The sequence below is a fragment of the Hyphobacterium sp. genome, assembly GCF_965228115.1.
GTDB lineage: Bacteria > Pseudomonadota > Alphaproteobacteria > Caulobacterales > Maricaulaceae > Hyphobacterium.
In genome coordinates this window covers 2336220-2358592 of sequence record NZ_OZ245794.1, presented here as the reverse complement: position 1 = coordinate 2358592, position 22373 = coordinate 2336220, and the positions used below count along the sequence as shown (strand labels likewise).

The window sequence follows — 22373 nt, the reverse complement described above, 5'->3', positions numbered from 1 at the left end:
CATAATCCCCTAACGGAAATATGGTTTATGGGGGTTGGCGATGCCTGACTCAGCTCAGAGCGCGATAAAGCGGGATACGGCTCACGCGCGATGTGTAAAGGTGGACGCACCTGAAACACTGGCGTCTCAGCTGCGCCAGTCGCGGGATGTCGTGCACGCCGCCCACGCCGCGCTTTCGCCCTATCAGCTTTCATTGAAGGCCGTGTCTCAAGGGGTAGAAATCCATGGCGATGCACCCGCCGTTCTGGTGATGCAGCGCTGGTTGGAACAAATCGTTGATCACTGGCGAGCTTCAGGTACGCATGAGGGTCTGGATGCCAGCTCGCTGAAAGCCGTGATCAACGATGCGCTTAAGCGCGACCTGGTCTTGCGCCTGCCCGGCTTACCCAAACCTGTGCGCCCTCTTTCGGTGTTGCAACACGCCTATATCGAAGCCCTGCTCGAAGGGACTGAACCCATCATCATCGCCTCCGGGCCGACCGGTACCGGCAAAACCCATCTGGCGCTGGCGGCCGGGTTGAGCCTGCTCGATACCGGGAAAATCCGGCACATGATTGTCGCCCGGCCCAATGTGATCGAAGAAGGCCAGACCATGACGCCGGAACTCCGGCTGGACCGGGTCTATGATGAAGGTTTTGCCGGCATAGAAGATGAGCTGAATGATCTTATCGGGCCGGAAGAAGTCCGCCGTCTCCAACAACGGCGCCGGCTGGAAGTCACCCCGGTGGGCCGTTTGCAAGGACGAAATTTTGCGGATGCCTTCCTCATCATAGATGAAGCGCAGAACATGAATGTGCGCCGCACACGGATGGCGGTGTCGCGCCTGGGGGAAAATTCACGCATGGTGTTGATCGGCGATCCGAACCATTGCGAACTGCGCAATGATGGCCAGTCCGGCTTTGAACATCTCCTCAAGATGGTCGAGCGCGAGGACTTCGCCCGCATCATTCATTTCACCGTGCCCGACATCATCCGCAACCCGGTGGTGGCAAAGCTTGAAGCGCTCTATGTGCAGGACGCTTCCTCAAGCTGAGACGGGCTGAAACGCGGCAGTATCGCCGCGACACAAAACACGCTATCCAACCCGGGCAGTCTTGAAGCGGGCGGACATGCAGTCTGGCAAACTCTCCATCGTGATTCCGGTTCACAATGAAGCGGGCAATATCGACTCGGTCATCGCCGAGGCGGTGGAAGTGTTTTCCTCAGCGTTTGAAGCCTTCCACATAATCGCGGTGGAGGATGGCTCGACCGACGAAACCTGGGAAAAACTGGCCGCGCTGGATGCGCAATATCCGCAGCTGACGGCGATTCAACATCCTGATCGCGCGGGTAAAAGCGCGGCCTTACGCACCGGATTTCTGGCTGCGGATACGCTGTGGGTGGCGACCATGGATGGCGATGGCCAGGATGATCCGCGCTCGGTCGTGGATATGGCCGCCGAGATTGATCTGACGTCTTTGGAGGCCCCGGCGCTGGTCTGCGGGTGCCGCACCAACCGCACCGATGGGGCCAACCGCAAATGGGCCTCGAAGATTGGCAATGGCATACGCCGCGCCATGTTGCGCGATGAGTGCCCGGATACGGCCTGCGGGCTAAAAACCCTTCCGCGCGATCTGTTTCTGGCCCTGCCCTTCTTTGACTCTCTACATCGCTATTTGCCGCCGCTGACGCGGCATCTGGGCTTCGATCAGATCTATGTGGATGTGGTGAACCGCGCGCGGATATCGGGCGAAACGAAATACACCAATCTGGGCCGCGGCGTGGCCGGGTTTTTTGATCTTATGGGCGTGAACTGGCTGATGCGGCGCACGCATATTCCTTCACGGGATTTGCTGTTTACTCCCAAGGGTGATGAGTGATGCAAAAGCTGACCGATTGGTTGTTTGCGGGCGAAACCCGTTGGGGTATGACGCCGCGGGCCTGGATCGCGCTGGCCGTGCTGGCCGTCATCACGCTGGGGTCCGGCATTTCCTCCATGCCGGTCATGGACCGGGATGAAGCGCGTTATTCGCAAGCCGCCACCCAGATGATGGAAACCGGCGATTATGTCGATATCCGCTTTCAGGATGCGCCCCGGCATGTGAAACCCGCCGGCATTTACTGGATGCAGGTGATCACCACTTCCCCCTTTGGCGGGCCTGAGGCCGGCATCTGGGCCTTTCGAATTCCGTCCTTGCTGGGCGCGCTCATTGCGGTCTTCGGTACGGCCTGGCTGGGTGCCCGTTTTTTCGGACCGCAGGCCGGGCTGGCTGCGGGGGTCATGATGGCCGCAGCGATCATGCTGCAGGTCGAGGCCCGCACCGCCAAGACCGACGCCATGTTGCTGGCGACCGGTGTGCTCGCGCAAATCGGCCTGATGATGATGCTGTTGCGGGCAGAAGCCGGTGAGCGCCTGAAATTCATCGGTTGGCCCTTGCTGTTCTGGGCGGCCAGCGGCGCAGCGATCATGATCAAGGGACCGATCATCACCCTGGTTTCGGCCCTGACGATCATCGGCTATTTTATCCTGAAACACTATGCCCGCTATTTCTGGGGGCTGATCGCAGTCGCGACCGTGCTGGAACTCCTTAATCTGGCCGGCGTGACTTTCCTTCCCGGTGGCATTCCGGCGCTGATGGGTGGCCTCGCAGGCGCCTTCGTTTTTGATCTGATCCGCAATGCGGACACACGGTCCGTGCTGGCAAAGTTCCACTGGATCAAGGGCCTGATCGCTTTGTCCGCCCTGGCCCTGCCCTGGCTGATCGCCATCAATCTAGCAACGGATTGGGGCTTCCTGCAGGAATCGGTGGGCCATGCGCTGTTCGGAAAGGTCGGCGAGGCCGATGACAGCCATGGCGGACCCTTCCTGTATCATTCTCTTCTATCGCCGGCGATGTTCTGGCCGGGTTCGGCCCTGATCGGCCTGGCCATTCTGGCCGCCTGGGCTTTGCGGGCAAAGCCGGAAGTGCGTTACCTGATCGTCTGGATTGTCCCGACTTTCGTGGTTTTCGAAATGGTGCAGACCAAGCTGCCACATTATGTGCTGCCGGTTTATCCGGCCATCGCCCTTCTGGCGGCCGCCGGTTTGATGCAGATCGGGGATATCCTGAAGGGCGGGAAAGCCAAGGCCCTGCATTTTGCATGGATCGGGCTGGCCGTGATTGCCGGGCTGGCGATCGCCGCGGTCCCCCTCTATGGCGCGATGGAGCTGGGATCGGATGATCTCACCCTGCCGATTGCCGCCGGGATCGCTGGCTTGGTGACGATCGCCGCACTTATCTGGTTTGCCCTTAAGCCCCGTCTTGATCGGCTTCTGCCCGTGGCGGGGTTGGCGGCACTGCAATATGCGCTGGCTTTCGGATTTGCGATCCCGAGCGTGAATGAAGCCTGGCCCTCTGATCGCATGGCGCGCCTGGTGGCACAGCTCGACGGATGCGAGATATATCCCGCCGCCACAGCCGGCTACCGCGAGCCCAGCAATGTCTTTCATCTGGGAACCACTGTCGCGCTTACCGATGGTGCGGGCGCTGCTGCGCATTTGATGTTTAACCCCGACTGCGGAATTGCTGCGGTCGATGCTGCGGAACAGGCGGCCTTTCTCGAAGCGATGGACGGGCTCGCCCTGCGTGAGCTGGGTCAGGTCGACGGCGTCAATCTTGTCAAAGGCGACGAGCTGTCCTTGCGGCTTGTGACGCTGGAGACGTCAAACGTCACCCTGCCGCGTTAACCGCCGCCATCACTTTTAACGCTTGAACCGTTTCTCGGACATCATGAACACGTAAGCATGCTGCGCTTTGCTGCGCAGCATAAAGCGCAGCAAAAAGCGACCCGCCCAGACGGTCGCCCGCCTGTGAGCCCGCATCAATCATCTCGATGAATCGTTTGCGGGAAGCTCCGACCAGCAAGGGAAATCCAAGCTTTGTGAGGCCCTTTATGCTGCGCAATAATTGCAAATTGTGTTGCAGCATTTTTCCAAACCCGATGCCTGGATCCAGCCAGATATTTGAGCGATCCACACCAGCCTGAATGACCGCTTCCGCCCGGCGCGAAAGCCAGGTTCCAACCTCTGCCACGACGTCCTGATATTGCGGGTTTTGCTGCATGGTTCGCGGCTCGCCCTGCATGTGCATCAGGATCACGCCACAGCCCAGCTCAGCGGCTAGCGCCTTGGCACCGGGCGCGCGCAGCGCATTTACATCATTCCATATGCTCGCGCCGGCTTCGATGGCGGCGGCGGCGACAACCGGCTTCATTGTATCAATGGAGATGGCGGCATCGGTATGACGTCGCACGCCCTTGATGACGGGAATGACGCGCGCCAGCTCGTCCGCTTCTTCTACCCGGTTGGCCCCGGGGCGTGTCGACTCGCCGCCAATATCCAGAATGTCGGCACCTTCGCGCGCCAGCTTCAGCGCGTGATCAATCGCGGCATCCGTCTCGTTGAACCGCCCGCCATCAGAGAAGCTGTCGGGCGTCACGTTGACGATGCCCATGACACAAGGCCAACCGCGTTGGCGGCTGGCCTCGGTCAGGTCAGACAAAGGGCTCAGGACTTACGCCCCTTGAGGCGCTGGGCCTCCGGAGGGTTCAGCGCCCTTGTCATCCGCCTCGTCTTCGTCATCCGTAACGGGAACGGCACCCGAAGGCGGTTCGTCGGAGGGCGGCGGTTCGTGCGGCGTGCGGTCCGGCGGATTGCCTTTCAGCAATTCGAGGATTTCAGCACCGCTGAGCGTTTCATATTCCAGCAGACCTTCGGACAGGGCTTCCCAGTCCTTCTTGTGCTTGGTGAGGATCTTGCGGGCCTCATCCATGCCGGTCTGAACCAGGGTTTTCACTTCTTCCTCGATCTTGCGAGCCGTCTGACCCGAGACCGATTTGGATTGCACCAATTGCTGACCCAGGAACACCTCGCCCTGATCATCGCCATAATCGACAGGGCCGAGATCTTCAGAGAAGCCCCAGCGTGTGACCATGGCGCGCGCCAGGCGTGTCGCCTGTTGAATGTCAGACGCGGCCCCTGAAGTGACTTTCTCCTTACCGAACTTCATTTCCTCGGCAACGCGGCCCCCCATCATAATGGCGAGGCGGGACGTCATTTCCTCATGCGTCATCGACAGCTTGTCGTTTTCCGGCAGCTGCATGACCATGCCCAGCGCCCGTCCGCGCGGAATAATCGTCGCCTTGTGAACGGGGTCTGCCGCGGGCACGTTCAGCGCGACAATGGCGTGGCCGGACTCGTGATAGGCGGTCAGCTCTTTTTCCTTGTCTGACATGACCATGGAGCGGCGCTCCGGACCCATCATTACCTTGTCTTTGGCGTCCTCGAACTCCTGCATGGAAACCATGCGCTTGTTACGGCGGGCGGCCAGCAAGGCGGCTTCATTTACAAGATTGGCGAGGTCCGCACCTGAAAAGCCCGGCGTCCCGCGCGCGATGACTTTAGCGTCCACATTGTCGGCAATCGGCACATTGCGCATGTGCACTTTAAGGATTTTCTCGCGGCCGATGATGTCCGGATTGGGCACCACGACTTGCCGGTCGAAACGCCCGGGACGCAACAGCGCCGGGTCCAGCACGTCGGGACGGTTGGTCGCGGCAATCAGGATAATGCCTTCATTGGCTTCAAACCCGTCCATTTCCACCAGTAGCTGGTTGAGTGTCTGCTCGCGCTCGTCATTCCCGCCGCCCAGACCAGCGCCACGCGAGCGACCGACTGCATCGATCTCATCAATGAAGATGATGCACGGTGCGTTCTTCTTGGCCTGTTCGAACATGTCACGGACGCGGGATGCACCCACACCAACGAACATTTCCACAAAGTCCGAACCGGAGATGGTGAAGAAGGGCACATTGGCTTCACCCGCCACGGCACGCGCGGTCAGGGTTTTACCGGTTCCCGGCGGGCCGATCAGCAGCGCACCTTTGGGGATTTTGCCGCCCAGGCGCTGAAACTTCGACGGATCTTTCAGGAATTCCACGATTTCCTGAAGCTCTTCCTTGGCTTCATCAATGCCGGCGACATCGTCAAAGGTCACACGGCCCTGTTTCTCGGTCAGAAGGCGCGCCTTGGATTTACCAAAGCCCATCGCGCCACCACGGCCACCGCCCTGCATCTGACGCATGAAATAAATCCACACACCGATCAGCAGCAGGAAAGGGAACCAGCCCAGCAGAATGCTGAAGAAGTTAAAGCCGCTTTCTGCGGGTGCATTGGTGACGTCGACTTCATTGGCCCGGAGGATTTCATAAAGCTCGGAATCGTTTTCCGGGAAGTTGGCCCGGACGGTTCCGCCGCCATCCTGACGGTCGCCGACGATCACGCTGCCATCAATGGTTACGCGGTTGATCTGATCGGCTTCGACCTGTTGCAGGAAGTTTGAATAACTGACCTCGCGCGCGCTGGTCGCGGGCTGCGAAGGCTGCAGGAGGTTAAAAAGCGCCACCAGGAGGAGGATCATGATGGCCCAGATCATCAAATTGCGAATATTCATCTTCGATTCCGTCGTTTGAACGCGGTTGAACCCCTGATATGGGGTATATTGCAAGCTAATGCGAGCCTTGGGCCAAATCGCCGCGCAGTTTGATCTGCAGCGCTCCGGGCCCGGTGGCACCGAAGAGATTGCGGACAATCAACTCCCTCGCCAGCCAGTGACCCTCAGCGGATTGCGCGGTCAAACCTGCAACCCCTTCAAAACGGGACGCTTTCCATACCGTCGGCAAGCCAGGCCGGGCCAGTGCCGGAATGCCGGTCATTAATTCCGCACCCGGAATTTCGGATCCGGACAAAGCAAGCGGACGGATATCTTGTGAAAGATTGTGAACCAGAAACCGGCCATCCCAGACGGCTTGCGTGCCGATTTGAACCCGTGCGGGGGGAGAGGCGGTCCCATCCGCACGGCCTGACACCGCACCCGGATCGCGGATCAGCCAGGCGATTCCCTTGAAAAAGGTCAGGGCCGCACCTCCCGCAGTGGCCGCCTGCCGGGCTTGCAGGGCTGAACACAGGAGTTGCGCGGCAGGCCTGTCGCTGGCGGGCCAGCCTGTGACCGCAGATCGCATGGCGTCCATCGCCTCTACAGGCGGGCTGGTACTGGAATCAATGCGAATGCCGCCCCAGCCATGAAACGCACACCCTGTTTCGATCCAGCGCAGAGCCTGTTTGGCGATTGTCGTCTGACGGGATTGAAGTTGCGCAGCCAGCGCGCACAGCCGGCGGCGGTCGAATCCGGCAGATTCCAGCCGGGATAGCGTCAGCCGGTCCCGCACACGGGCAAAAGCCGTGTTTTCATTGGTCGGGTCGTCGATCCATGTTTCCCCTCTCGCTTCAAGCCAACTGCGAAGCGCCGCTCGCCGCAAGCCCAGCAAGGGCCGGATGATGGTCAATCCCCTTCCCTCTGGCCAAACTGGCAGAGGCGCTGTTTCCGTCATTCCCGCGAGGGCATGCCAACCGCCGCCGGAAAGTATACGCCGCCAAACCGTCTCGGCCTGATCCTCCAGCGTATGGCCCAGAAGGACGGTTGCGGCCCCAAGCTCGCGGGCCAGCCGGGCAAAGGTCTTCAAACGGAAATCCCGGGCTGCTGCCTGCACGCCCGCTGATGGTTTTCCGCCCGTCCATTTTACGATAAGCGGCTCAAGTCCCAGATTTTTGGCGCGGGCGGCTGCCCATCGGGCCTCTTCGCCGCTTTCGGGCCGCAAGGCGTGATCAATGATTACGGGCCGGACCGCGGACCCGGACTTTTGGGCCCAATCAGCAGATAAACACAGCAAAGCGAGCGAATCGCCTCCGCCAGAAAAACCCAGCAGAAAGATTTCGCCCTCGCTATTCTTCAGGCGGTGATGAATGAGTTCCGGATGAAAACCCGAGCCGGTTATCGGCAACCTGCCCGCAAGGATTCCCGCTCTGCCCGGGCGCGGGCATTGGGCCCTGCAGACGGAAACTCGCGGGAAAACCGTGCAAGGGTCGAGCAGGCCTCGTCATTCCGGCCCAGCGCTCCGAGCGAGGAGGCCAGACGCACCAGCGCGTCGGGTGCAACCGGTCCGTCGCGCTGCTCACGAAGCGAGGCGATATAAGCTTCGGCGGCAGAGGAATATTCGCCCTGCACGAAATGCGTCTCGCCCAGCCAGAACCAGGCTTCGTCTATCAACCCGTCTTCCGGATAGTCGGAAATGAAATTGGCAAAATCTTCCTGTGCGCCGGCGAAATCGCCATCGAGCAATTTGGCGCGCGCCTGGCCATAGGCCTGATTGGCGCTCATCACCGGGGCGCGATCTGAAGCGGAGGCCGTGGCGGCCCCGAGCGGACGGGTCGCATTGGCGCGTTCCTCGGCGAAGGGATCATCGGCATCGGTCACTGCGAATTCGCGACCGGTGAGATTACGCGGGCCGGCATCGCCACTGCCGGTGCCCGGCTCTCCCGACGCGCCGGTCATGCCAGGCGAGGCGCTATCCAGGCCGGATGCCTCCATGTCCGGCATTGCGCTGCGGCGGCGCAAATCGGCCAGCTCCCGGCGCAGACGGTCAATTTCGTCCTCGTTTTCCGAGACCTCTTCGGTCAGTTGCCGGTTGGAAAATTCAAGGCGTTCAACTCGCCCCGTCGATTCCTGAAGCTGGAATTCAAGATCAGCGATCCGCTGCAAAAATTGATCGGTCTGGGCGATGCGCTGCGCTTCCATTTCCGCCAGGCGCGCTTCAACAGCATCCAGCCTGCGGCCGAGTTCACGGCGCGACTGCGCATCGGCGGGCATGGCGAAGGCAACAACAAGAATGAGGGGCACAAGATAGCGGATCATGGGTCGGATTATCCCTTTTCGGCCAGTTATCCAGCGGGCCTAGCGTGTCGAGGCGGCAAAAATACGGCGCGGCGATTAACAAAGAAAAACGCCCGCAGCCAGCTTGCTACGGGCGTTTTCCAGAACCTGCGGCCGGAACTAACCCGTCGCGCCGCCGGTTATCATAGTCGTCGCATTGCGGTTCAAAGACCAGCAACGCTCATTCGACTCGCGGCAGGTCGGACGCTCGCGGCCATAGGACACGGTGTCGATCCGCGAAGGCGAGACTCCGAGGCTGACCAGATAATCGCGTGCCGCATTCGCGCGCCGTGCGCCCAGTGCGAGATTGTACTCCCGCGTGCCGCGTTCATCGCAATTACCGGCGATAAGAATGCGGACGCCCGGATAGGCGTTCAGCCAATCCGCCTGGCGGCGCAGCGTCTCGCGGCCCGCCGCGGTCAGTGTCGACCGGTCAAGATCGTAGAAAACCCGGTCGCCAGCGGTCGCCACAAAATGAGCTTCCGTGCCGGGCACGGGACCTTGATCCACGACCGGCGGCGGCGTTGTCCGCGTCGTGCGCGGCGGCTCGTTCGGCGTCTGTGTCGTTGTCGTTTCCGGCGGCGTTGAGGCGCAGGCTGCCAAAACGGCAGACAGGCCGGCCATCACAAGAATTCTGAGTTTCATTGGTGTGCTATCCCTTCTTCCCCGGGTCTATCCAGCCCCCGGAACCTCCACCTAAGTACACACAATTACGCCGCTTTCGTGACTGCTGGGCACGTTTTAAAGCGCAAAAGCATCCCACAAGTCTCACACGCTAGTCCTGAAACCCCTATTCAATCAAGGGCGACCATGCCGGATCGGAGGACTGACCCGTGATTGGCATACGCCGAAGATTGAACCCGGCCAGGTCAATACTCCAGATTTCATACTGGGTGCCATCGCGTCCGCGATCGCCCCGTGTGAACAGAATGACCCGGCCATTTGGCGACCAGGCGGGCGTGTCAACATAATAGCCCTGATACAGAATTCGTTCTTCCCCCGACCCGTCCGCATCGACGACGCCGAGCGAGAACTGCCCCTGATGCTGTTTGACAAATGCAATCAAATCGCCGCGCGGAGACCAGACCGGCGCAGTATAGCGTCCCTCTCCGAAGGAAATCCGCTGCACATTGCCCCCATTGGCGTCCATCACATAAAGCTGCGACCCGCCGCTGCGGCCGGACGAAAACACGATCCGGTTGCCGTCCGGTGAGAAGCTGGGTTCGACATCGTCGGCGGGATGTTCGGTCAAGCGGCGCAGGCTGCGCGAGCGCAGATCAAACAGGTGAATGTCATGTCCGGCCTGCAATTCGATCGAGACAGCCAGCTGATCCCCGTCGGGCGAAAATCGCGCCGAAAGGGACTGACCATCCGGATCGATCCGCGCCAGACCGGCTCCACCGGAGGCAAATAGCGCTTCCTGGCGTCCACTCTCCAGATCGTAGACATAAGTTGTGGCCTGACCGTCGAGGAAGGAGACATAGGTGATCTGCTGTGCGCTGGGGGAATAGTTGGGCAGGAGCGACCAGTAGGACCGGTCGGTCAGAAAGGACGGGTTGGCCCCGTCCTGATCCATGACCGCGAGGCGGCGCATGGGTTCTCCGCGCGGGCCCGTGCCTTCAGACACATAGATGACGCGGGTGTCGAAATATCCGCTTTCACCGGTCAGACGCTCATACACCGCATCCGCAACCCGATGGGCAACACGCCGCCAGTTTTCCGGCGCGCTGACAAATTGCAATCCGACCATTTGTTCTTGCAGGCGTGTGTCCCACAAGCGGAATCCGACCAGAAGACGGCCATCCGATTGACGGGTAACCTGCCCGATCAACAGCGCGTCGACATTGATCACCCGCCAGTCCTGAAAGCGCGGTCTCAGATTGAAATCGGAAATGTCTTCAATAAAGGCGCGTTCATCGACAGTCGAAAACAGGCCGGAGCTTTCCAGATCCGCTGCGACGACAGCCGCGATATCTGCCCCCCGCGTGCCACCCACCGTTTCAATGAAGTCCGGTATGGCAATGGGCGTCGGGTCCAGATGGCCACGGGATATGTCCACCTGCAAGGGCTCCTGTGCCCAGGCGGCGGACGGCAGGACGAACAGGATCAGGGCGGCGAAAAGTCGGATCGGCTGGGTCATGAAAACAAGTATACTCCAGGAATTCCGGATGGGTTCAAATCAGTTATCACTTCGAAACGTGACATCTATGCGGCGCCAAATTGAAAAGTATTCGGCAGGCAGGCGATAAGGGGCACAATCGATGATCGCGGCGACCGACCGGTCTCTCGCCACACGCCAGAATCGGTTGCCCGAACCTTCGATCGTGTCACGATTCAAAACATCAGGCTGGCCATCCAGCGTACCATCTCTGTTGAGGCGGACCCGCACCAGCACAATTAACTGTTCCGGATTGGGGGCATCTACCGAGCTGCGATAGCAGCGCTGAGCTTGTGAGCGGATGGAGTCCGCCAGAGTAATACCAAGGGCTTCATAGGATGCCTGGGCTGGACGGTCATCGCGGCTGGAAGAAGACCCCCGTTCTTCCTCGACCGTGCTGGCAAGATCGGCCAGCAGGGAGTCGAGAGAATCTTCCCGGCGAGAGCGAACCGGGCGTTGAGGGGTTTCTTCCTCTGGCTGCGCCGTTTCGGAGGGCGCAGGTGTCGCCTCGGGCTCTGCCTCGTCAACAGGAGCAACATCCGGTTCAGCGTCGAGTTCGACCTCGGGTTCGGGATCGGGCGGTGGCGGCGTCTCTTCCGGTTCCGGCTCGGGCGGAGCTTCCTCCAGAACAGGCTCTTCTTCCACCTCTTCCTCAGGAAGATTTGTAATTTCCTGGATTTCGGTAATCAGCTCAAGAGGCACAATCTGGCTGGTAGCAAACTGGCGCGTCGATTCGGGAAAATACAGCAATCCGGCCACAACCAGCCCGGCGTGGCCCAGAAGCGAAACCAGAAAGACGAGAAACGCGCGCATCCGGCCAGCTAGTCGTTCAGCGGCTGATGTACGAGGCCAAGATTTGTGTAACCGGCGTTGGACACCCGCGCCATCACCCGCGCAACGGTTCCGTAATTCGCGTTTTCATCGGCGCGGATAAAGATACGGCCCTCATAGCCAGCACCGGCGATCGCCTCGAGCCGCGGAATCAATTGCTCGATCTCGATTTCCGTTTCCTGCAGGAAAATCTCGCCATTCAGGCCCACCGTAATCGTCAGCGGTTCCTCGTCTGCGGGCAATGAGCTGGCCTCTGTTTCCGGTAACTCGACTTCCACACCCACTGTCAGCAGCGGCGCGGTGATCATGAAAACGATGAGCAGAACCAGCATCACATCCACAAAGGGGGTAACATTGATTTCGGCTTGCGGCTTCCAGCGGCCGCGCGTTCCTTTATTGGCGACGGACCCGGCCATATCCTACCCCTCTTCCCGGTCAGCGAGGGCGGACAATTCGTCCACGAAAGCTTCCAGCTTTGCGGCATAACCTGACAGGTTGGCGGTTAGTGCGTTGAAGAACATCACAGCCGGGATGGCGGCGAGCAGCCCCAGCGCGGTCGCGAACAGCGCTTCGGCGATACCCGGTGCGACAACGGCCAGGCTGGTGTCCTGCTGGGCGGCAATGGCGCGGAAGGCATTCATGATTCCCCAGACCGTGCCGAACAGGCCGATAAAGGGTGCCGAGGAGCCAATCGTGGCCAGCATTCCAAGCCCGCCTTCCATCTTGGACAGCTCCCGCGCGGATTCGGCGCTGGCGGCTTTGGCTACGCGGTCGCCCGCATTTCGGCCTTTCCATTCGCGCAAGCCCGCCGCAAATACGCGGCTGAATGCGTCACGCGGACGCTTGCCATATTCATTAGCAAGCGAGTCCAGATCGCGGCCAGACCAGAAGGCCTCTTCGAAATGCTTGCCCTTGGACCGTGCCGACCGGAAGCTGAGCCATTTGTCGACCGCGATGGCCCAGGACCAGATGGACATCAGAACCAGCACAATCATCACGCTTTTCACGACCCAATCGGCGAGCAGGAATAAATCAACGAAACTGAATTCCTGAACCACTGGGGCCACATCGATCATGCCGGTTTCCATACTCGGGTCCTTTCCGTCGGGGGCGGGCAGTGCCGCCCGTTCTCGCCGATAAGCGTTAATCGGATGCTTCCAATCGAAGTGGCACGGCTGCGTCAAGCCAATGCACGCGAGACGCGCGTTAAATAACCGTCAGAATGAGGCAGATTTTGGGGCTTGCTGCTATTCAGATGCCGGCTGCAGCACGGGCGTCCAGACGTCGATCATCCATTTCGGCGGGCGGCGCGGCCGGCCGGCCGGGTCGATGATGACGGCCTCGACCGTCGCCTTGCACAGGGTTTCTTCACCGCGATGAATGGATTGTTCCATGTTCAGCCGTGGACCTTTGTGGGGCCGATAGATGGTCTGAACGATCAAGCTCTCATCCACTCTGGCAGGGCGCAGCCAGTGAATGTCCATATGTCTCACAGCGAACGCCACCGGGTCTTCGCTTTCGATAAGTTCGGAATGATGCACGCCCAGAGCCCGCAGGCTTTCCGTGCGGCCACGCTCGAAAAAATGCAGATAGCGGGCGTGATAGACGATGCCGGAAAAGTCCGTGTCTTCGTAATAGACGCGGACGGGCAGGCGATGGACCTTGTCCTCGCCCCAGGCACCGCAGGTCGGGCTGTGCTCCATCATCCCGGTTAACTCCCTCGTAGCAGACAAACTCATACGCTGATGTCTTCGAATCAAGCCGGATCATGCCGCATGCGCCTGTCGAACCTATATGAAATTTTCTGGCCGCGTGGCCATGAGGACGACGTTTTATTTGTCGCACGGAAGCGCTTGCTGGTTGCACTGGCGATGACGACGGGTCTGTTGGGCACCGCTTCGGCCTTGATTTCCTTTCAGGACATGATCAATGACTTCCCGCTGCAGACCTGGGTGGGATTGATCGGTCCGGCGCTGTGTGTCGCTGCGCCTTTTCTTCTTCATTCGACCGGGCGGCTCAATACCATTTCCGCCGGTGTGATCGCCCTCATTTATGTGCTGATTCTGGTCCCGGCCCTTTCGCTTGGTGGAGCGGCCAATCCGGTGATGCTCTACATGGCAGGCTTGCCGGTGCTGGCGACATTCCTGATCGGCTACCGGGCGGGGATCGTTACCGCCGCTGTCACGATAGTTTCCATCGTCAGCCTGTTTGCCTTCCGCGATGTTTTGCCCACCCTGCCCGCCGGATTTGATGCAGCAGAGGCAGCGCGTTGGAATACGATCACGCTCTCCTTCTTGATCATTGCCATCGCCGCTTTTGCCGCCGTGTTTCAGGCGGAAATGGAAGCAGTGAATAAAAGGCTGGATGCGGCCCGCAAGGCCGCCAATGCCGGCAATGAAGCGAAATCGCAATTCCTGGCCACGATGAGCCATGAAATCCGTACGCCGATGAATGGCGTGCTGGGCATGACCTCCTTGCTGCAAATGTCCGAGTTGACCGGCCCGCAACGCCAGCAGGTCGAGATCATTCACGAATCCGGCGAGATGCTGATGCGCTTGCTCAACGAGATACTCGACATGTCGAAAATCGAGGCTGGGATGCTGGAGCTGGAATCCATTGCCTTTGACCTGCGCGATGTGGTCGAACAGGTTACTGAGTTGCATCAACCCAATGCCGCCAGGAAGGGCCTGCATTTGAGCGCGGAGATCGAAGACGGCCTCACGCTTGACTTTGAGGGCGACCCGATGCGGATCGGTCAGGTCCTGAACAATCTGATCTCCAACGCGGTGAAGTTTACAGCGGCCGGAACGGTTACACTCACAGTTCGAGATGAAGACGGACGGATCGCATTTGATGTTTCAGACACCGGTGTTGGTATTCAGGCAGACAAGCTGCACAAGCTGTTCGAACCCTTCACCCAGGCGGATGCGTCCACCACGCGGCAATATGGCGGGACGGGGCTGGGCCTGTCGATCAGCCGTCATCTCTGCGATCTGATGGGCGGAGATTTACGAGCGGTCAGCGCGCCCGGACAGGGCTCAACCTTTACCGCGGTTTTGCCACTGACGCGGCTCTCTGAAGCAATTGACGATCAGGCAGCCGACACCCGCGCCGCCTGATTACTTGCCCTCATCAAACAGACCCGTTTGCGCAGTTTGGGGGGCATCTAATCCCAAATGCGACCAGGCCCGCGCCGCTGCGACGCGGCCTCTGGGTGTGCGCTGGATAAAGCCTTGTTGGATGAGGAAGGGTTCGACCACATCTTCCAGCGCATCGCGCGCTTCTGCGAGCGCAGCGGCCAGCGTATCCAAGCCCACCGGTCCACCGGCAAAATGCCCGGTCAGCGCGGTCAGGTAGCGCCGGTCGAGACTATCAAGGCCGATCTCATCGACCTCCAGACGTTTCAGCGCGATATCGGCCGAGCTGGCGTCGATTTCATTCTTGCCATCAGCTTCGACAAAATCGCGGACCCGGCGCAACAGGCGGGAGGCGACACGCGGGGTTCCCCGCGCCCGGCGCGCAATCTCACGCGCACCATCTTCGGTCATGGAAAGGCCCAGCTTGCCGCCTGCGCGGGCGACAATCCCGGCAAGCTCATCCGTATCGTAAAATTCCAGCCGAACCGGTACGCCAAAGCGATCTCTCAGAGGCGTGGCCAAGAGACCTGCGCGCGTCGTGGCGCCCACCAGCGTGAAGGGCGGCAGATCGATCCGCACCGTGCGGGCCGACGGCCCCTCCCCGATCACCAGATCCAGGCAATAATCCTCCATCGCCGGGTAGAGGATTTCCTCGACCGCCGGAGCGAGCCGGTGGATCTCGTCAATGAAGAGCACATCGCGCGGTTCCAGATTGGTCAGGATGGCGGCCAGATCCCCCGCCTTGGCAATCACTGGCCCTGAAGTGGCTCGGAAATTCACCGACAATTCGCGCGCAACGATTTGCGCCAGCGTGGTTTTGCCCAGCCCCGGAGGGCCGGAAAGAAGCACATGATCCAGCGCCTCCTCGCGTCGGCTGGCCGCTTCGACAAATACTTTCAGATTGGCGATGGCCGCGGGCTGACCCACGAATTCCGCAAAAGACAAAGGCCTCAGCGCTTTATCGCGGACGTCTTCGGGCCGCGCTTCAGGCGAGATATCGCGATCATCCATCATGGCGTTTCGATCACCACTTCCTGGCCTTCCTGGAAGAAGTATTCCCGGTCGCCCAGCCCGGCCCGGATGGTCAGAGGCGTGGCGATGGCGGGAATATGAAAGGCGATGGCGCGGGATTCGGGCCGCGACTCCAGAAAGGCCTGTCCCGGCGGCATTTGTGCAAACCAGTAGGGATAAAGGATGACATCAAACTCGGTATCATCCCAGACCGAAAAATCGGCGATTTGTGGCTGGGTATCGCCGAGATGAAGGATGGAAATGCCGTCGAGCTCGACATGCCAGGTGATATTATCAACGCCCTCGCGGTGAAATATCCAAGCCCCTTCGATGAAATCAAATATCGGATGGTGCCAGGGTCCCGGTGCGTCCGCCGTCAGCTCCACTGGAAAGATGCGCTGGATGTCCTGTGGGGATAATTCGATCTGTCCATTCAACATGGCATTTGTGATCTGCGGCGAGGCCGCGACCGTGCCGTCAGACTGGGCGAGGAGATATTCTGCCGCCCCTTCCGGATCAAAATGATCCCCATGAATATGGGTGAATAAAAGCGCGACCACATTCTCATAGACCGGATCACCGGCAATCATGGCGACGCGAGCTTCATCCGATGCGAGCGCATAGCGCCCGTCATAGGAATTCCAGGCCAGTGCATCGATCAAGACAGCCGTCTCGCCATTGGTGATGTAAACGCCCTCATTAGCGATGAAGCGGATGGTCACGTCCGCCTTGACGGCAGGCACGGCGAAGAGCGCCAGGATCAGGACCCACACCCTCACTTCGCCAGCTCTTTTAACGCCAGACGGATCAGCTCGCTGGCTTCGGCCTCTGGATTAGCGCGGGCGGCTGCGGCGGCTGCGCGGCGGGCGTCCGTTTCCGCATAGCCGAGATTTAGAAGCGCCGAGACGGCATCTTCGCGGGCCTGATTGTTGGCGGCAGGTGCGTCTTCTGCCGGGGCCGATGCGATCCCCGCACTGGCGGCGACCGCAAAGCCCGGCGAAAACGCCCGGCCCGTAGGCGGCGGCTTGTCTTTCAATTCAGATGAGATGCGTCCAGCCAGTTTTGGCCCGACGCCTTTGGCCTTTCCAAAGGCGGAGGCATCACCGAGCGCCGCAGCGCTTTCCAGCTCGTCCACGCCCAGCGCGTCCAACAAGGCCAGAGCGGCCTTGGCACCGACGCCCTGGACCGTTTGCAACTGGGCAAACCAGGCGCGTTCACGTTCCGAGAGGAAGCCCCAGAGTTTAAACGCATCTTCGCGGACATAGGTTTCGATATGGACCTCGACCTCCTGGCCCTGTTGCAGACGGGCGAGCGTCTGCCCGGCCATTCCGACCAGATAGCCCACGCCGTTCACATCAATGACGGCTTCGCTTTCGCCAATGGCGTCGACCTTACCGCGCAGCTTGCCGATCATGCCGCACCCCCCAGAGACTGGCTCTTGCGATGATGGGCATGGCAAATGGCGACCGCCAAGGCATCCGCAGCATCGTCTTTTGCCTTACATCCGGGCAGGAGTACGCCGATCATGGCTGAGACTTGCGCCTTGTCCGCGCCGCCCGTGCCGACGACAGATTTCTTCACCAGCCGCGCGGCATATTCCGCCACCGGCAGTCCCGCCCGGGCCGGCGCCAGCAGCGCGGCCGCCCGTGCATGGCCAAGCTTCAACGCGCTGGCAGCATTACTGGCCATGAAGGTTTCCTCTGCCGCCGCTTCGTTGGGGCGATACTGCGAGATCAAGGTTTCCAGCGCGGCATGGATATCCATCAAGCGCTCTGACAAGGCTTGATCGGTTTTGGGGGAAATCCGCCCCTCTGCCACGAGGCCGAGCCGGGAGCCGTCCACGGAAATGACGCCCCAGCCGGTATGGCGGAGGCCGGGATCAATCCCGAGAATGCGAATCGGCGCGCTCATTGTCGCCAGTCTAGACGCGATTGCGCGCATGCCCACTCCCCGGCTGCGCCGGTTTTCTGAGAATGATTATCATTACTTCACCTTTACCGCGCCTTTCCCGCCTTCTGCGATCAATTCTGTGAGAATGATTATCAGTTAAAGTAAAGTCGGCGCATTTTGCCTGTTTTCTTTGCAAATTCTTGGATTTGCATTTGACGCGTGCGGTCGGAATTGCCACAGTTTCGGTGAGGGAGTTTACCGGCGTTATGCCGGATGGCAGTTCAGGGGAGATGAACTCATGGCCAAAAAAGGCAAACTAAGCCGCCGTTCCTTTCTGACCCGCGTCGCGGGTGCAGGCATGGCAGCCGGTGCGGCTGGCGTGGTGACGGGCGGCGCTCAGGCGCAGAATTATACCGGCAATACGGATTCTGATACCGGCCGCTATGCGGACCGGGTCGGTTACGGACGTACAGGCCGCACGGATAGCGATGGCGGCAGCAATGCTGACCGCGCTGGATATGGCCGGGGTAGCCGCAGCGGCGTGACCGACAGTGATCCGAACGATCCTGTAGGCAACGGCCGAGGCCGCAGCGGTGTGACCGACAGCGACACCGGATCCTATGCGGACCCGGTCGGCAATGGCCGCGGCGGCCGTCGTTGCACGGATTCCGATGGGGGCACCTATGCTGACCCGGCGGGCCGTGGCCGGCGCTGTTAGGCGAAGGATATCTGAAACGCGAGGGATTTTCATTCCTGGAGGCATGGCATGGCCAAGAAGGGCAAACTTAGCCGGCGTTCATTTCTGACCAAGGTGGCAGGCGTCGGCCTGACAGGCACGGCGGCTGCTGCCGTTACCGGCTGCACCACCACGGGCGCCTATACCGGCGTTACGGATTCGGACGTCGGATCTTATGCGGATCCAGCCGGATATGGCCGCGGAGGCGGCGGATACCGAAGCGGCATTACCGACAGTGACACCGGCTCTTACGCAGACCCGGTCGGCAATGGCCGCGGTGGCCGCCGGGGTGGCGGCTCCGGCATCACGGACCGCGATAGCGGGTCCTATGCCGATCCGGTTGGAAACGGCCGGGGCGGACGTCGGGGTGGACGAAATTCCGGTATAACGGACAGTGATACGGGCGCTTATGCGGACCCGGTCGGCAATGGCCGCGGCGGACGGCGGCGGCGCAATTGCACCGATAGTGATGGCGGCAGTTATGCCGATCCGGTCGGTCGCGGACGGCGCTGCTAGTCCGGCGGAACGGAGTAGAATAACAAGATGAGCGCTTTTGCGTGGGGTGAGGATGTGCTCGATTTCATAATCGGGCCATCACTCAAGCCGGATTTTTTCGAACGGTATTTCGAGCAGAAAGCGCTGATCGTTCACCGCGATGAGCCAGACCGTTACAGCGATCTGCTCTCGATCACGAAGATCGACGATTTGCTTTCCGGGCGGGACCTGCACGGCGACAACCTGGATATGGCGCGGGCAGATCCGCCACTGAACAGGGATGATTTCATTCTGGAATCAGGTTTTGCGGACCGCGGCGCCGTCGGCAAGCTCTATCAGGAAGGTGCAACCCTGATCCTGCCGCAACTGCACCAGCATGAAAGCGGGTTGAAAACATTCTGCCGCGCGCTCGAAGCAGAACTCAGCGTGCACGTTCAGACCAACATCTATCTGACACCGCCGAACAATCAGGGTTTCCGGACGCATTATGACGATCACGATGTCTTCGTATTGCAAATCGAAGGCGAAAAGCTGTGGCGGCTGTATGACCAGACGGTCGACAAGCCCTATCGCGGCGAAGGCTTTAACAGCCAACGCGACATCCCCGGCGAGCTGGTGGAAGAATTTGTCCTGAAAGCCGGCGAAATGGCTTATGTGCCGCGCGGTCTGATGCATGATGCGCGAACACAGGGGACAGGGGACAGCCTGCACATCACGGTGGGGCTGATCGTCAAAACCTGGGCCGATCTGATGCTGGAGGCGGTTTCTGAAGTGGCGCTGAGCCACAAGGAATTCCGTGAAACCCTGCCGGTCGGCTTTGCACGGGCCGACTATGACCGGGGTGCCGCCAAAGCCCATTTTGCCAAGCTGATCAGCAAGATTTCAGATCATGCCAGCCTCGATAATGCGCTGGACATCTATATCGACAATTTCATCCGGTCCCGGCCCGCATATTCAGAGGGCGCGATCACCAAGCGCGCGGCGCGCTATGATGCCAAGGCGAAATTCAAGCTGCGGCCCTTCATTCCCTGGCGATTGGCCGGGGATGGGGATCAGCTGGTGATGATCACTGCCGGAGGAGAGTTGACCTTCCCGGCTGCGCTGGAACCGGGTCTCGACAAAATCCTTGATGGAGGGGTCTTCGACCGGTCGGTATTCAACACCGATGACGAGACCGCACAGAAAGCGATAGATCAATTATTCGGATTCGGAATTGTGGAAATAGCGGGCTAGACCCGCGCTTTCACAGCCTCAATCACCGCTTCGACGGTTATGCCGAAATGCTCATAGAGCGCTTCGGCGGGCGCTGAAGCACCGAATCCGGTCATGCCGATAAAGCCGCCTTCGCGCCCGATAATCGCGTCCCATCCTTGCCGGATTCCGGCTTCGACTGCGATCCGCGGCAGGCCTTCGGGCAGAACCTCATCAAGATAGGCTTTGTCCTCCTCCAGAAAGAGATCGAGACAGGGCACCGAGACGACCCGGACCGGAATGCGCATCTCTGCCAGCCGGTCGAAAGCCTCCACCGCCAGGCTGACTTCTGACCCGGTGGCAAGAATAACGGCTTTTGCCTCCGGCGCATCGCGGAGCACATAGCCGCCCCATTCCGACTTGTTATCGCGGCCATCATCCTGGCGCACAAAGGGCAGTTTCTGACGCGACAGAGCAAGCAGGCTCGGCCCGGTTTTGTGCGCCAGTGCCATCTCCCAGCATTCCGCAACTTCCAGGGCATCGCCCGGACGGAAAACCCGCAAATTCGGCATCGCGCGCAAGGACGCCAGATGTTCAACCGGCTGGTGGGTCGGGCCGTCCTCTCCGAGCCCGATGGAATCGTGCGTGAAGACGTAAGTGACCGGCTGATTCATCAGCGCGGCCAGGCGAATCGAAGGCCGGCAATAATCGGCAAACACTAAAAAGGTGCCGATATAGGGCCGCACCCCGCCATGCAAGGACAATCCATTGGCACAGGCCGCCATGCCATGTTCACGAACGCCATAATGGATGTACTGACCGGAATAGGCATCGGCCTGGATAACGCCCTGATTTGGGGTTTTTGTGTTATTGGAGCCGGACAAATCGGCCGATCCGCCCACCAGCTCGCGCATCACCGGCACGATATGTTCCAGTGTTTTGCCGGAAGCCGCCCGACTGGCAAGGTCAGGCTTTTCCGCCGCGACCTCATAACGCCAATCGGACAAGGCTTTGGCCGCCTCGACTGGCAATCCGCCTTCAAAGGCCTGATCAAACTCTTTCCGCCGGGACGAGCTTTCATAGCGCGCCGTCCAGTCTTTCCGGGCGGCTTTGCCGGCCTCGGTGGCGGCAAGCCAGTTCGTGCGGATATCTTCCGGCACTTCAAAGGCCCCATGGGGCCAATCGAGGGCCTTTTTGGCGCCGATCAATTCATCGCGGCCCAAGGGCGCTCCATGACTTGAGGCAGATCCCGACTTTGTCGGCGCGCCAAAGCCGATAATGGTTTTACACGCGATCAGGACCGGTTTTGCGGATGACTTGGCGTTGCTCAGGGCCGCATCCACCGCCTCCATATCATGACCATCAACCGTGTCCGTCGTCCAACCTGCGGCCTCAAAGCGTTTGAGCGTATGGCTGCTCTCTGCAAGGTCGGTATCCCCGTCAATCTGGATGGAATTGTCATCCCAGAGGACAATCAGCCGGTTGAGTTTCAAATGCCCCGCCAGCGAAATCGCTTCGTGTGAAATGCCTTCCTGAAGATCGCCATCGGACGCAATCACCCAGGTGTGGTGATCCACCAGATCATCGCCGAAACGCGCGTTCAACAAGCGTTCGGCCAACGCCATGCCGACCGCCGTCGAGATTCCCTGCCCCAGCGGGCCGGTCGTCGTCTCTACGCCCGGCGTGTGACCAAACTCGGGATGGCCCGGCGTGGTGGAGCCCAGCTGGCGGAAATCGCGGATCTGATCGAGAGTCATCCCCGGATAGCCGGCCAGATGCAGAAGCGAATAGATCAGCATGGAGCCGTGCCCTGCGGACAAAACGAAACGGTCGCGGTCGTGCCAGTCGGGGTCTGCAGGGTCGTGTTTCAGATGCCGGGACCACAACACGGTCGCCGTATCCGCCATGCCCATCGGCATGCCGGGATGGCCGGATTTAGCCTGTTCGACGGAGTCCATGGACAGCGCCCGAATGGCATTCGCCATGGGTTTCAACGTGTTGAGGTCCAGCGGCGTCATGGCGGCCCTTTCCAGGCTGGGAATTTGATGTCGGCTTTCTATCAGATTCGCCGGATGCGCCGACTCATCCCTGCACGATTTCCCACAATAATGCGTGGCTTCCTTGGCGTGGCGCTTCGC

At 60.2% G+C, this 22373-nt stretch carries 22 protein-coding genes; 7 read left to right on the top strand and 15 right to left on the bottom strand.

Annotated features, from left to right (window positions below; genetic code table 11):
- The first annotated feature begins 40 nt into the window (after positions 1–40).
- The 3 genes from ACO079_RS12075 to ACO079_RS12065 all read left to right on the top strand — a co-directional run bounded on the left by ACO079_RS12075 (position 41) and on the right by ACO079_RS12065 (position 3706).
- Positions 41–1033, top strand: a complete 993-nt coding sequence (locus ACO079_RS12075) for a PhoH family protein (protein WP_421790385.1) — start codon at positions 41–43, stop codon at positions 1031–1033.
- Between the two features lie 76 nt (positions 1034–1109).
- Positions 1110–1859, top strand: a complete 750-nt coding sequence (locus tag ACO079_RS12070; RefSeq protein WP_421790383.1) for a glycosyltransferase family 2 protein — start codon at positions 1110–1112, stop codon at positions 1857–1859.
- Positions 1859–3706 (top strand): ArnT family glycosyltransferase, encoded by a 1848-nt coding sequence (locus ACO079_RS12065; protein WP_421790381.1) that lies wholly within the window; start codon positions 1859–1861, stop codon positions 3704–3706. Before ACO079_RS12070 ends, ACO079_RS12065 begins: the two co-directional genes overlap by 1 nt.
- Here the strand turns inward: ACO079_RS12065 and folP are convergent.
- From folP to ybgC, 10 genes are all read right to left on the bottom strand, one after another.
- On the bottom strand, positions 3690–4472 hold the full coding sequence (gene folP, locus ACO079_RS12060) for a dihydropteroate synthase (protein ID WP_421792956.1): 783 nt from the start codon (positions 4470–4472) through the stop codon (positions 3690–3692). The two genes, ACO079_RS12065 and folP, sit on opposite strands and share 17 nt — an antisense overlap.
- A 60-nt stretch (positions 4473–4532) precedes the next feature.
- A complete protein-coding gene (ftsH, locus tag ACO079_RS12055; protein WP_421790379.1) occupies positions 4533–6470 on the bottom strand; it encodes an ATP-dependent zinc metalloprotease FtsH in 1938 nt (645 codons plus the stop codon).
- 55 nt (positions 6471–6525) lie between these two features.
- Entirely contained in the window at positions 6526–7857 is a 1332-nt protein-coding gene (gene tilS, locus ACO079_RS12050) for a tRNA lysidine(34) synthetase TilS (protein ID WP_421790377.1), read from the bottom strand.
- A complete protein-coding gene (gene ybgF / locus ACO079_RS12045) occupies positions 7848–8768 on the bottom strand; it encodes a tol-pal system protein YbgF (protein WP_421790375.1) in 921 nt (306 codons plus the stop codon). The genes tilS and ybgF overlap by 10 nt, the downstream gene beginning before the upstream one ends.
- A 138-nt stretch (positions 8769–8906) precedes the next feature.
- Positions 8907–9431, bottom strand: a complete 525-nt coding sequence (gene pal, locus ACO079_RS12040) for a peptidoglycan-associated lipoprotein Pal (protein WP_421790373.1) — start codon at positions 9429–9431, stop codon at positions 8907–8909.
- A 145-nt stretch (positions 9432–9576) separates the two neighbouring features.
- Positions 9577–10926 carry a Tol-Pal system beta propeller repeat protein TolB gene (gene tolB / locus ACO079_RS12035; RefSeq protein ID WP_421790372.1) on the bottom strand — a complete coding sequence of 450 codons (1350 nt, stop codon included), beginning with the start codon at positions 10924–10926 and terminating at the stop codon, positions 9577–9579.
- 39 nt (positions 10927–10965) lie between these two features.
- Complete coding sequence (locus ACO079_RS12030; RefSeq protein WP_421790371.1) at positions 10966–11757, bottom strand: hypothetical protein; 792 nt, start codon at positions 11755–11757, stop codon at positions 10966–10968.
- Between the two features lie 8 nt (positions 11758–11765).
- Entirely contained in the window at positions 11766–12191 is a 426-nt protein-coding gene (locus tag ACO079_RS12025) for an ExbD/TolR family protein (RefSeq protein ID WP_421790369.1), read from the bottom strand.
- 3 nt (positions 12192–12194) lie between these two features.
- Positions 12195–12851, bottom strand: coding sequence for a protein TolQ (tolQ, locus tag ACO079_RS12020; RefSeq protein ID WP_421790368.1), 657 nt, complete (start codon positions 12849–12851; stop codon positions 12195–12197).
- Between the two features lie 171 nt (positions 12852–13022).
- Positions 13023–13481 carry a tol-pal system-associated acyl-CoA thioesterase gene (ybgC, locus tag ACO079_RS12015; protein ID WP_421790366.1) on the bottom strand — a complete coding sequence of 153 codons (459 nt, stop codon included), beginning with the start codon at positions 13479–13481 and terminating at the stop codon, positions 13023–13025.
- Between the two features lie 69 nt (positions 13482–13550).
- On the opposite strand from ybgC, the gene ACO079_RS12010 reads away from it, so the two are divergent.
- Entirely contained in the window at positions 13551–14894 is a 1344-nt protein-coding gene (locus ACO079_RS12010; RefSeq protein ID WP_421790364.1) for a sensor histidine kinase, read from the top strand.
- Here the strand turns inward: ACO079_RS12010 and ruvB are convergent, their stop codons facing one another.
- Genes ruvB through ruvC form a run of 4 tightly spaced genes read right to left on the bottom strand, consistent with a single transcriptional unit; the run spans position 14895 to position 17834 of the window.
- Positions 14895–15926, bottom strand: a complete 1032-nt coding sequence (gene ruvB / locus ACO079_RS12005) for a Holliday junction branch migration DNA helicase RuvB (protein WP_421790362.1) — start codon at positions 15924–15926, stop codon at positions 14895–14897.
- Positions 15923–16702, bottom strand: a complete 780-nt coding sequence (locus tag ACO079_RS12000; protein ID WP_421790360.1) for an MBL fold metallo-hydrolase — start codon at positions 16700–16702, stop codon at positions 15923–15925. Before ACO079_RS12000 ends, ruvB begins: the two co-directional genes overlap by 4 nt.
- Positions 16699–17337, bottom strand: coding sequence for a Holliday junction branch migration protein RuvA (gene ruvA, locus ACO079_RS11995; protein WP_421790359.1), 639 nt, complete (start codon positions 17335–17337; stop codon positions 16699–16701). The genes ACO079_RS12000 and ruvA overlap by 4 nt, the downstream gene beginning before the upstream one ends.
- Positions 17334–17834 carry a crossover junction endodeoxyribonuclease RuvC gene (gene ruvC / locus ACO079_RS11990; protein WP_421790357.1) on the bottom strand — a complete coding sequence of 167 codons (501 nt, stop codon included), beginning with the start codon at positions 17832–17834 and terminating at the stop codon, positions 17334–17336. Before ruvC ends, ruvA begins: the two co-directional genes overlap by 4 nt.
- A 277-nt stretch (positions 17835–18111) precedes the next feature.
- Here ruvC and ACO079_RS11985 point away from each other — a divergent pair, with 277 nt between their 5' ends.
- The 3 genes from ACO079_RS11985 to ACO079_RS11975 are packed head-to-tail and all read left to right on the top strand — an operon-like array spanning position 18112 to position 20277.
- Entirely contained in the window at positions 18112–18531 is a 420-nt protein-coding gene (locus ACO079_RS11985) for a hypothetical protein (protein ID WP_421790355.1), read from the top strand.
- A 48-nt stretch (positions 18532–18579) separates the two neighbouring features.
- A complete protein-coding gene (locus ACO079_RS11980) occupies positions 18580–19065 on the top strand; it encodes a hypothetical protein (RefSeq protein WP_421790353.1) in 486 nt (161 codons plus the stop codon).
- Positions 19066–19092: 27 nt separating this feature from the next.
- Complete coding sequence (locus ACO079_RS11975; RefSeq protein ID WP_421790352.1) at positions 19093–20277, top strand: cupin domain-containing protein; 1185 nt, start codon at positions 19093–19095, stop codon at positions 20275–20277.
- On the opposite strand, the gene tkt is transcribed toward ACO079_RS11975, so the two are convergent.
- On the bottom strand, positions 20274–22253 hold the full coding sequence (gene tkt, locus ACO079_RS11970) for a transketolase (protein WP_421790350.1): 1980 nt from the start codon (positions 22251–22253) through the stop codon (positions 20274–20276). The genes ACO079_RS11975 and tkt overlap by 4 nt on opposite strands.
- Positions 22254–22373: the final 120 nt, after the last annotated feature.

Coding starts and splice junctions, on each gene's coding strand:
- ruvC (WP_421790357.1), bottom strand. CDS start 17,834: ATGAGCGCGCCGATTCGCATTCTCGGGATTGATCCCGGCCTCCGCCAT.
- ruvA (WP_421790359.1), bottom strand. CDS start 17,337: ATGATCGGCAAGCTGCGCGGTAAGGTCGACGCCATTGGCGAAAGCGAA.
- ACO079_RS12025 (WP_421790369.1), bottom strand. CDS start 12,191: ATGGCCGGGTCCGTCGCCAATAAAGGAACGCGCGGCCGCTGGAAGCCG.
- ACO079_RS12010 (WP_421790364.1), top strand. CDS start 13,551: ATGCGCCTGTCGAACCTATATGAAATTTTCTGGCCGCGTGGCCATGAG.
- ACO079_RS12070 (WP_421790383.1), top strand. CDS start 1,110: ATGCAGTCTGGCAAACTCTCCATCGTGATTCCGGTTCACAATGAAGCG.
- tkt (WP_421790350.1), bottom strand. CDS start 22,253: ATGACGCCGCTGGACCTCAACACGTTGAAACCCATGGCGAATGCCATT.
- ftsH (WP_421790379.1), bottom strand. CDS start 6,470: ATGAATATTCGCAATTTGATGATCTGGGCCATCATGATCCTCCTCCTG.
- ACO079_RS11975 (WP_421790352.1), top strand. CDS start 19,093: ATGAGCGCTTTTGCGTGGGGTGAGGATGTGCTCGATTTCATAATCGGG.
- tolB (WP_421790372.1), bottom strand. CDS start 10,926: ATGACCCAGCCGATCCGACTTTTCGCCGCCCTGATCCTGTTCGTCCTG.
- ACO079_RS12030 (WP_421790371.1), bottom strand. CDS start 11,757: ATGCGCGCGTTTCTCGTCTTTCTGGTTTCGCTTCTGGGCCACGCCGGG.
- ACO079_RS12075 (WP_421790385.1), top strand. CDS start 41: ATGCCTGACTCAGCTCAGAGCGCGATAAAGCGGGATACGGCTCACGCG.
- ybgF (WP_421790375.1), bottom strand. CDS start 8,768: ATGATCCGCTATCTTGTGCCCCTCATTCTTGTTGTTGCCTTCGCCATG.
- ruvB (WP_421790362.1), bottom strand. CDS start 15,926: ATGATGGATGATCGCGATATCTCGCCTGAAGCGCGGCCCGAAGACGTC.
- ACO079_RS11985 (WP_421790355.1), top strand. CDS start 18,112: ATGGCCAAAAAAGGCAAACTAAGCCGCCGTTCCTTTCTGACCCGCGTC.
- pal (WP_421790373.1), bottom strand. CDS start 9,431: ATGAAACTCAGAATTCTTGTGATGGCCGGCCTGTCTGCCGTTTTGGCA.
- ACO079_RS11980 (WP_421790353.1), top strand. CDS start 18,580: ATGGCCAAGAAGGGCAAACTTAGCCGGCGTTCATTTCTGACCAAGGTG.
- tolQ (WP_421790368.1), bottom strand. CDS start 12,851: ATGATCGATGTGGCCCCAGTGGTTCAGGAATTCAGTTTCGTTGATTTA.
- folP (WP_421792956.1), bottom strand. CDS start 4,472: ATGGGCATCGTCAACGTGACGCCCGACAGCTTCTCTGATGGCGGGCGG.
- ybgC (WP_421790366.1), bottom strand. CDS start 13,481: ATGATGGAGCACAGCCCGACCTGCGGTGCCTGGGGCGAGGACAAGGTC.
- ACO079_RS12065 (WP_421790381.1), top strand. CDS start 1,859: ATGCAAAAGCTGACCGATTGGTTGTTTGCGGGCGAAACCCGTTGGGGT.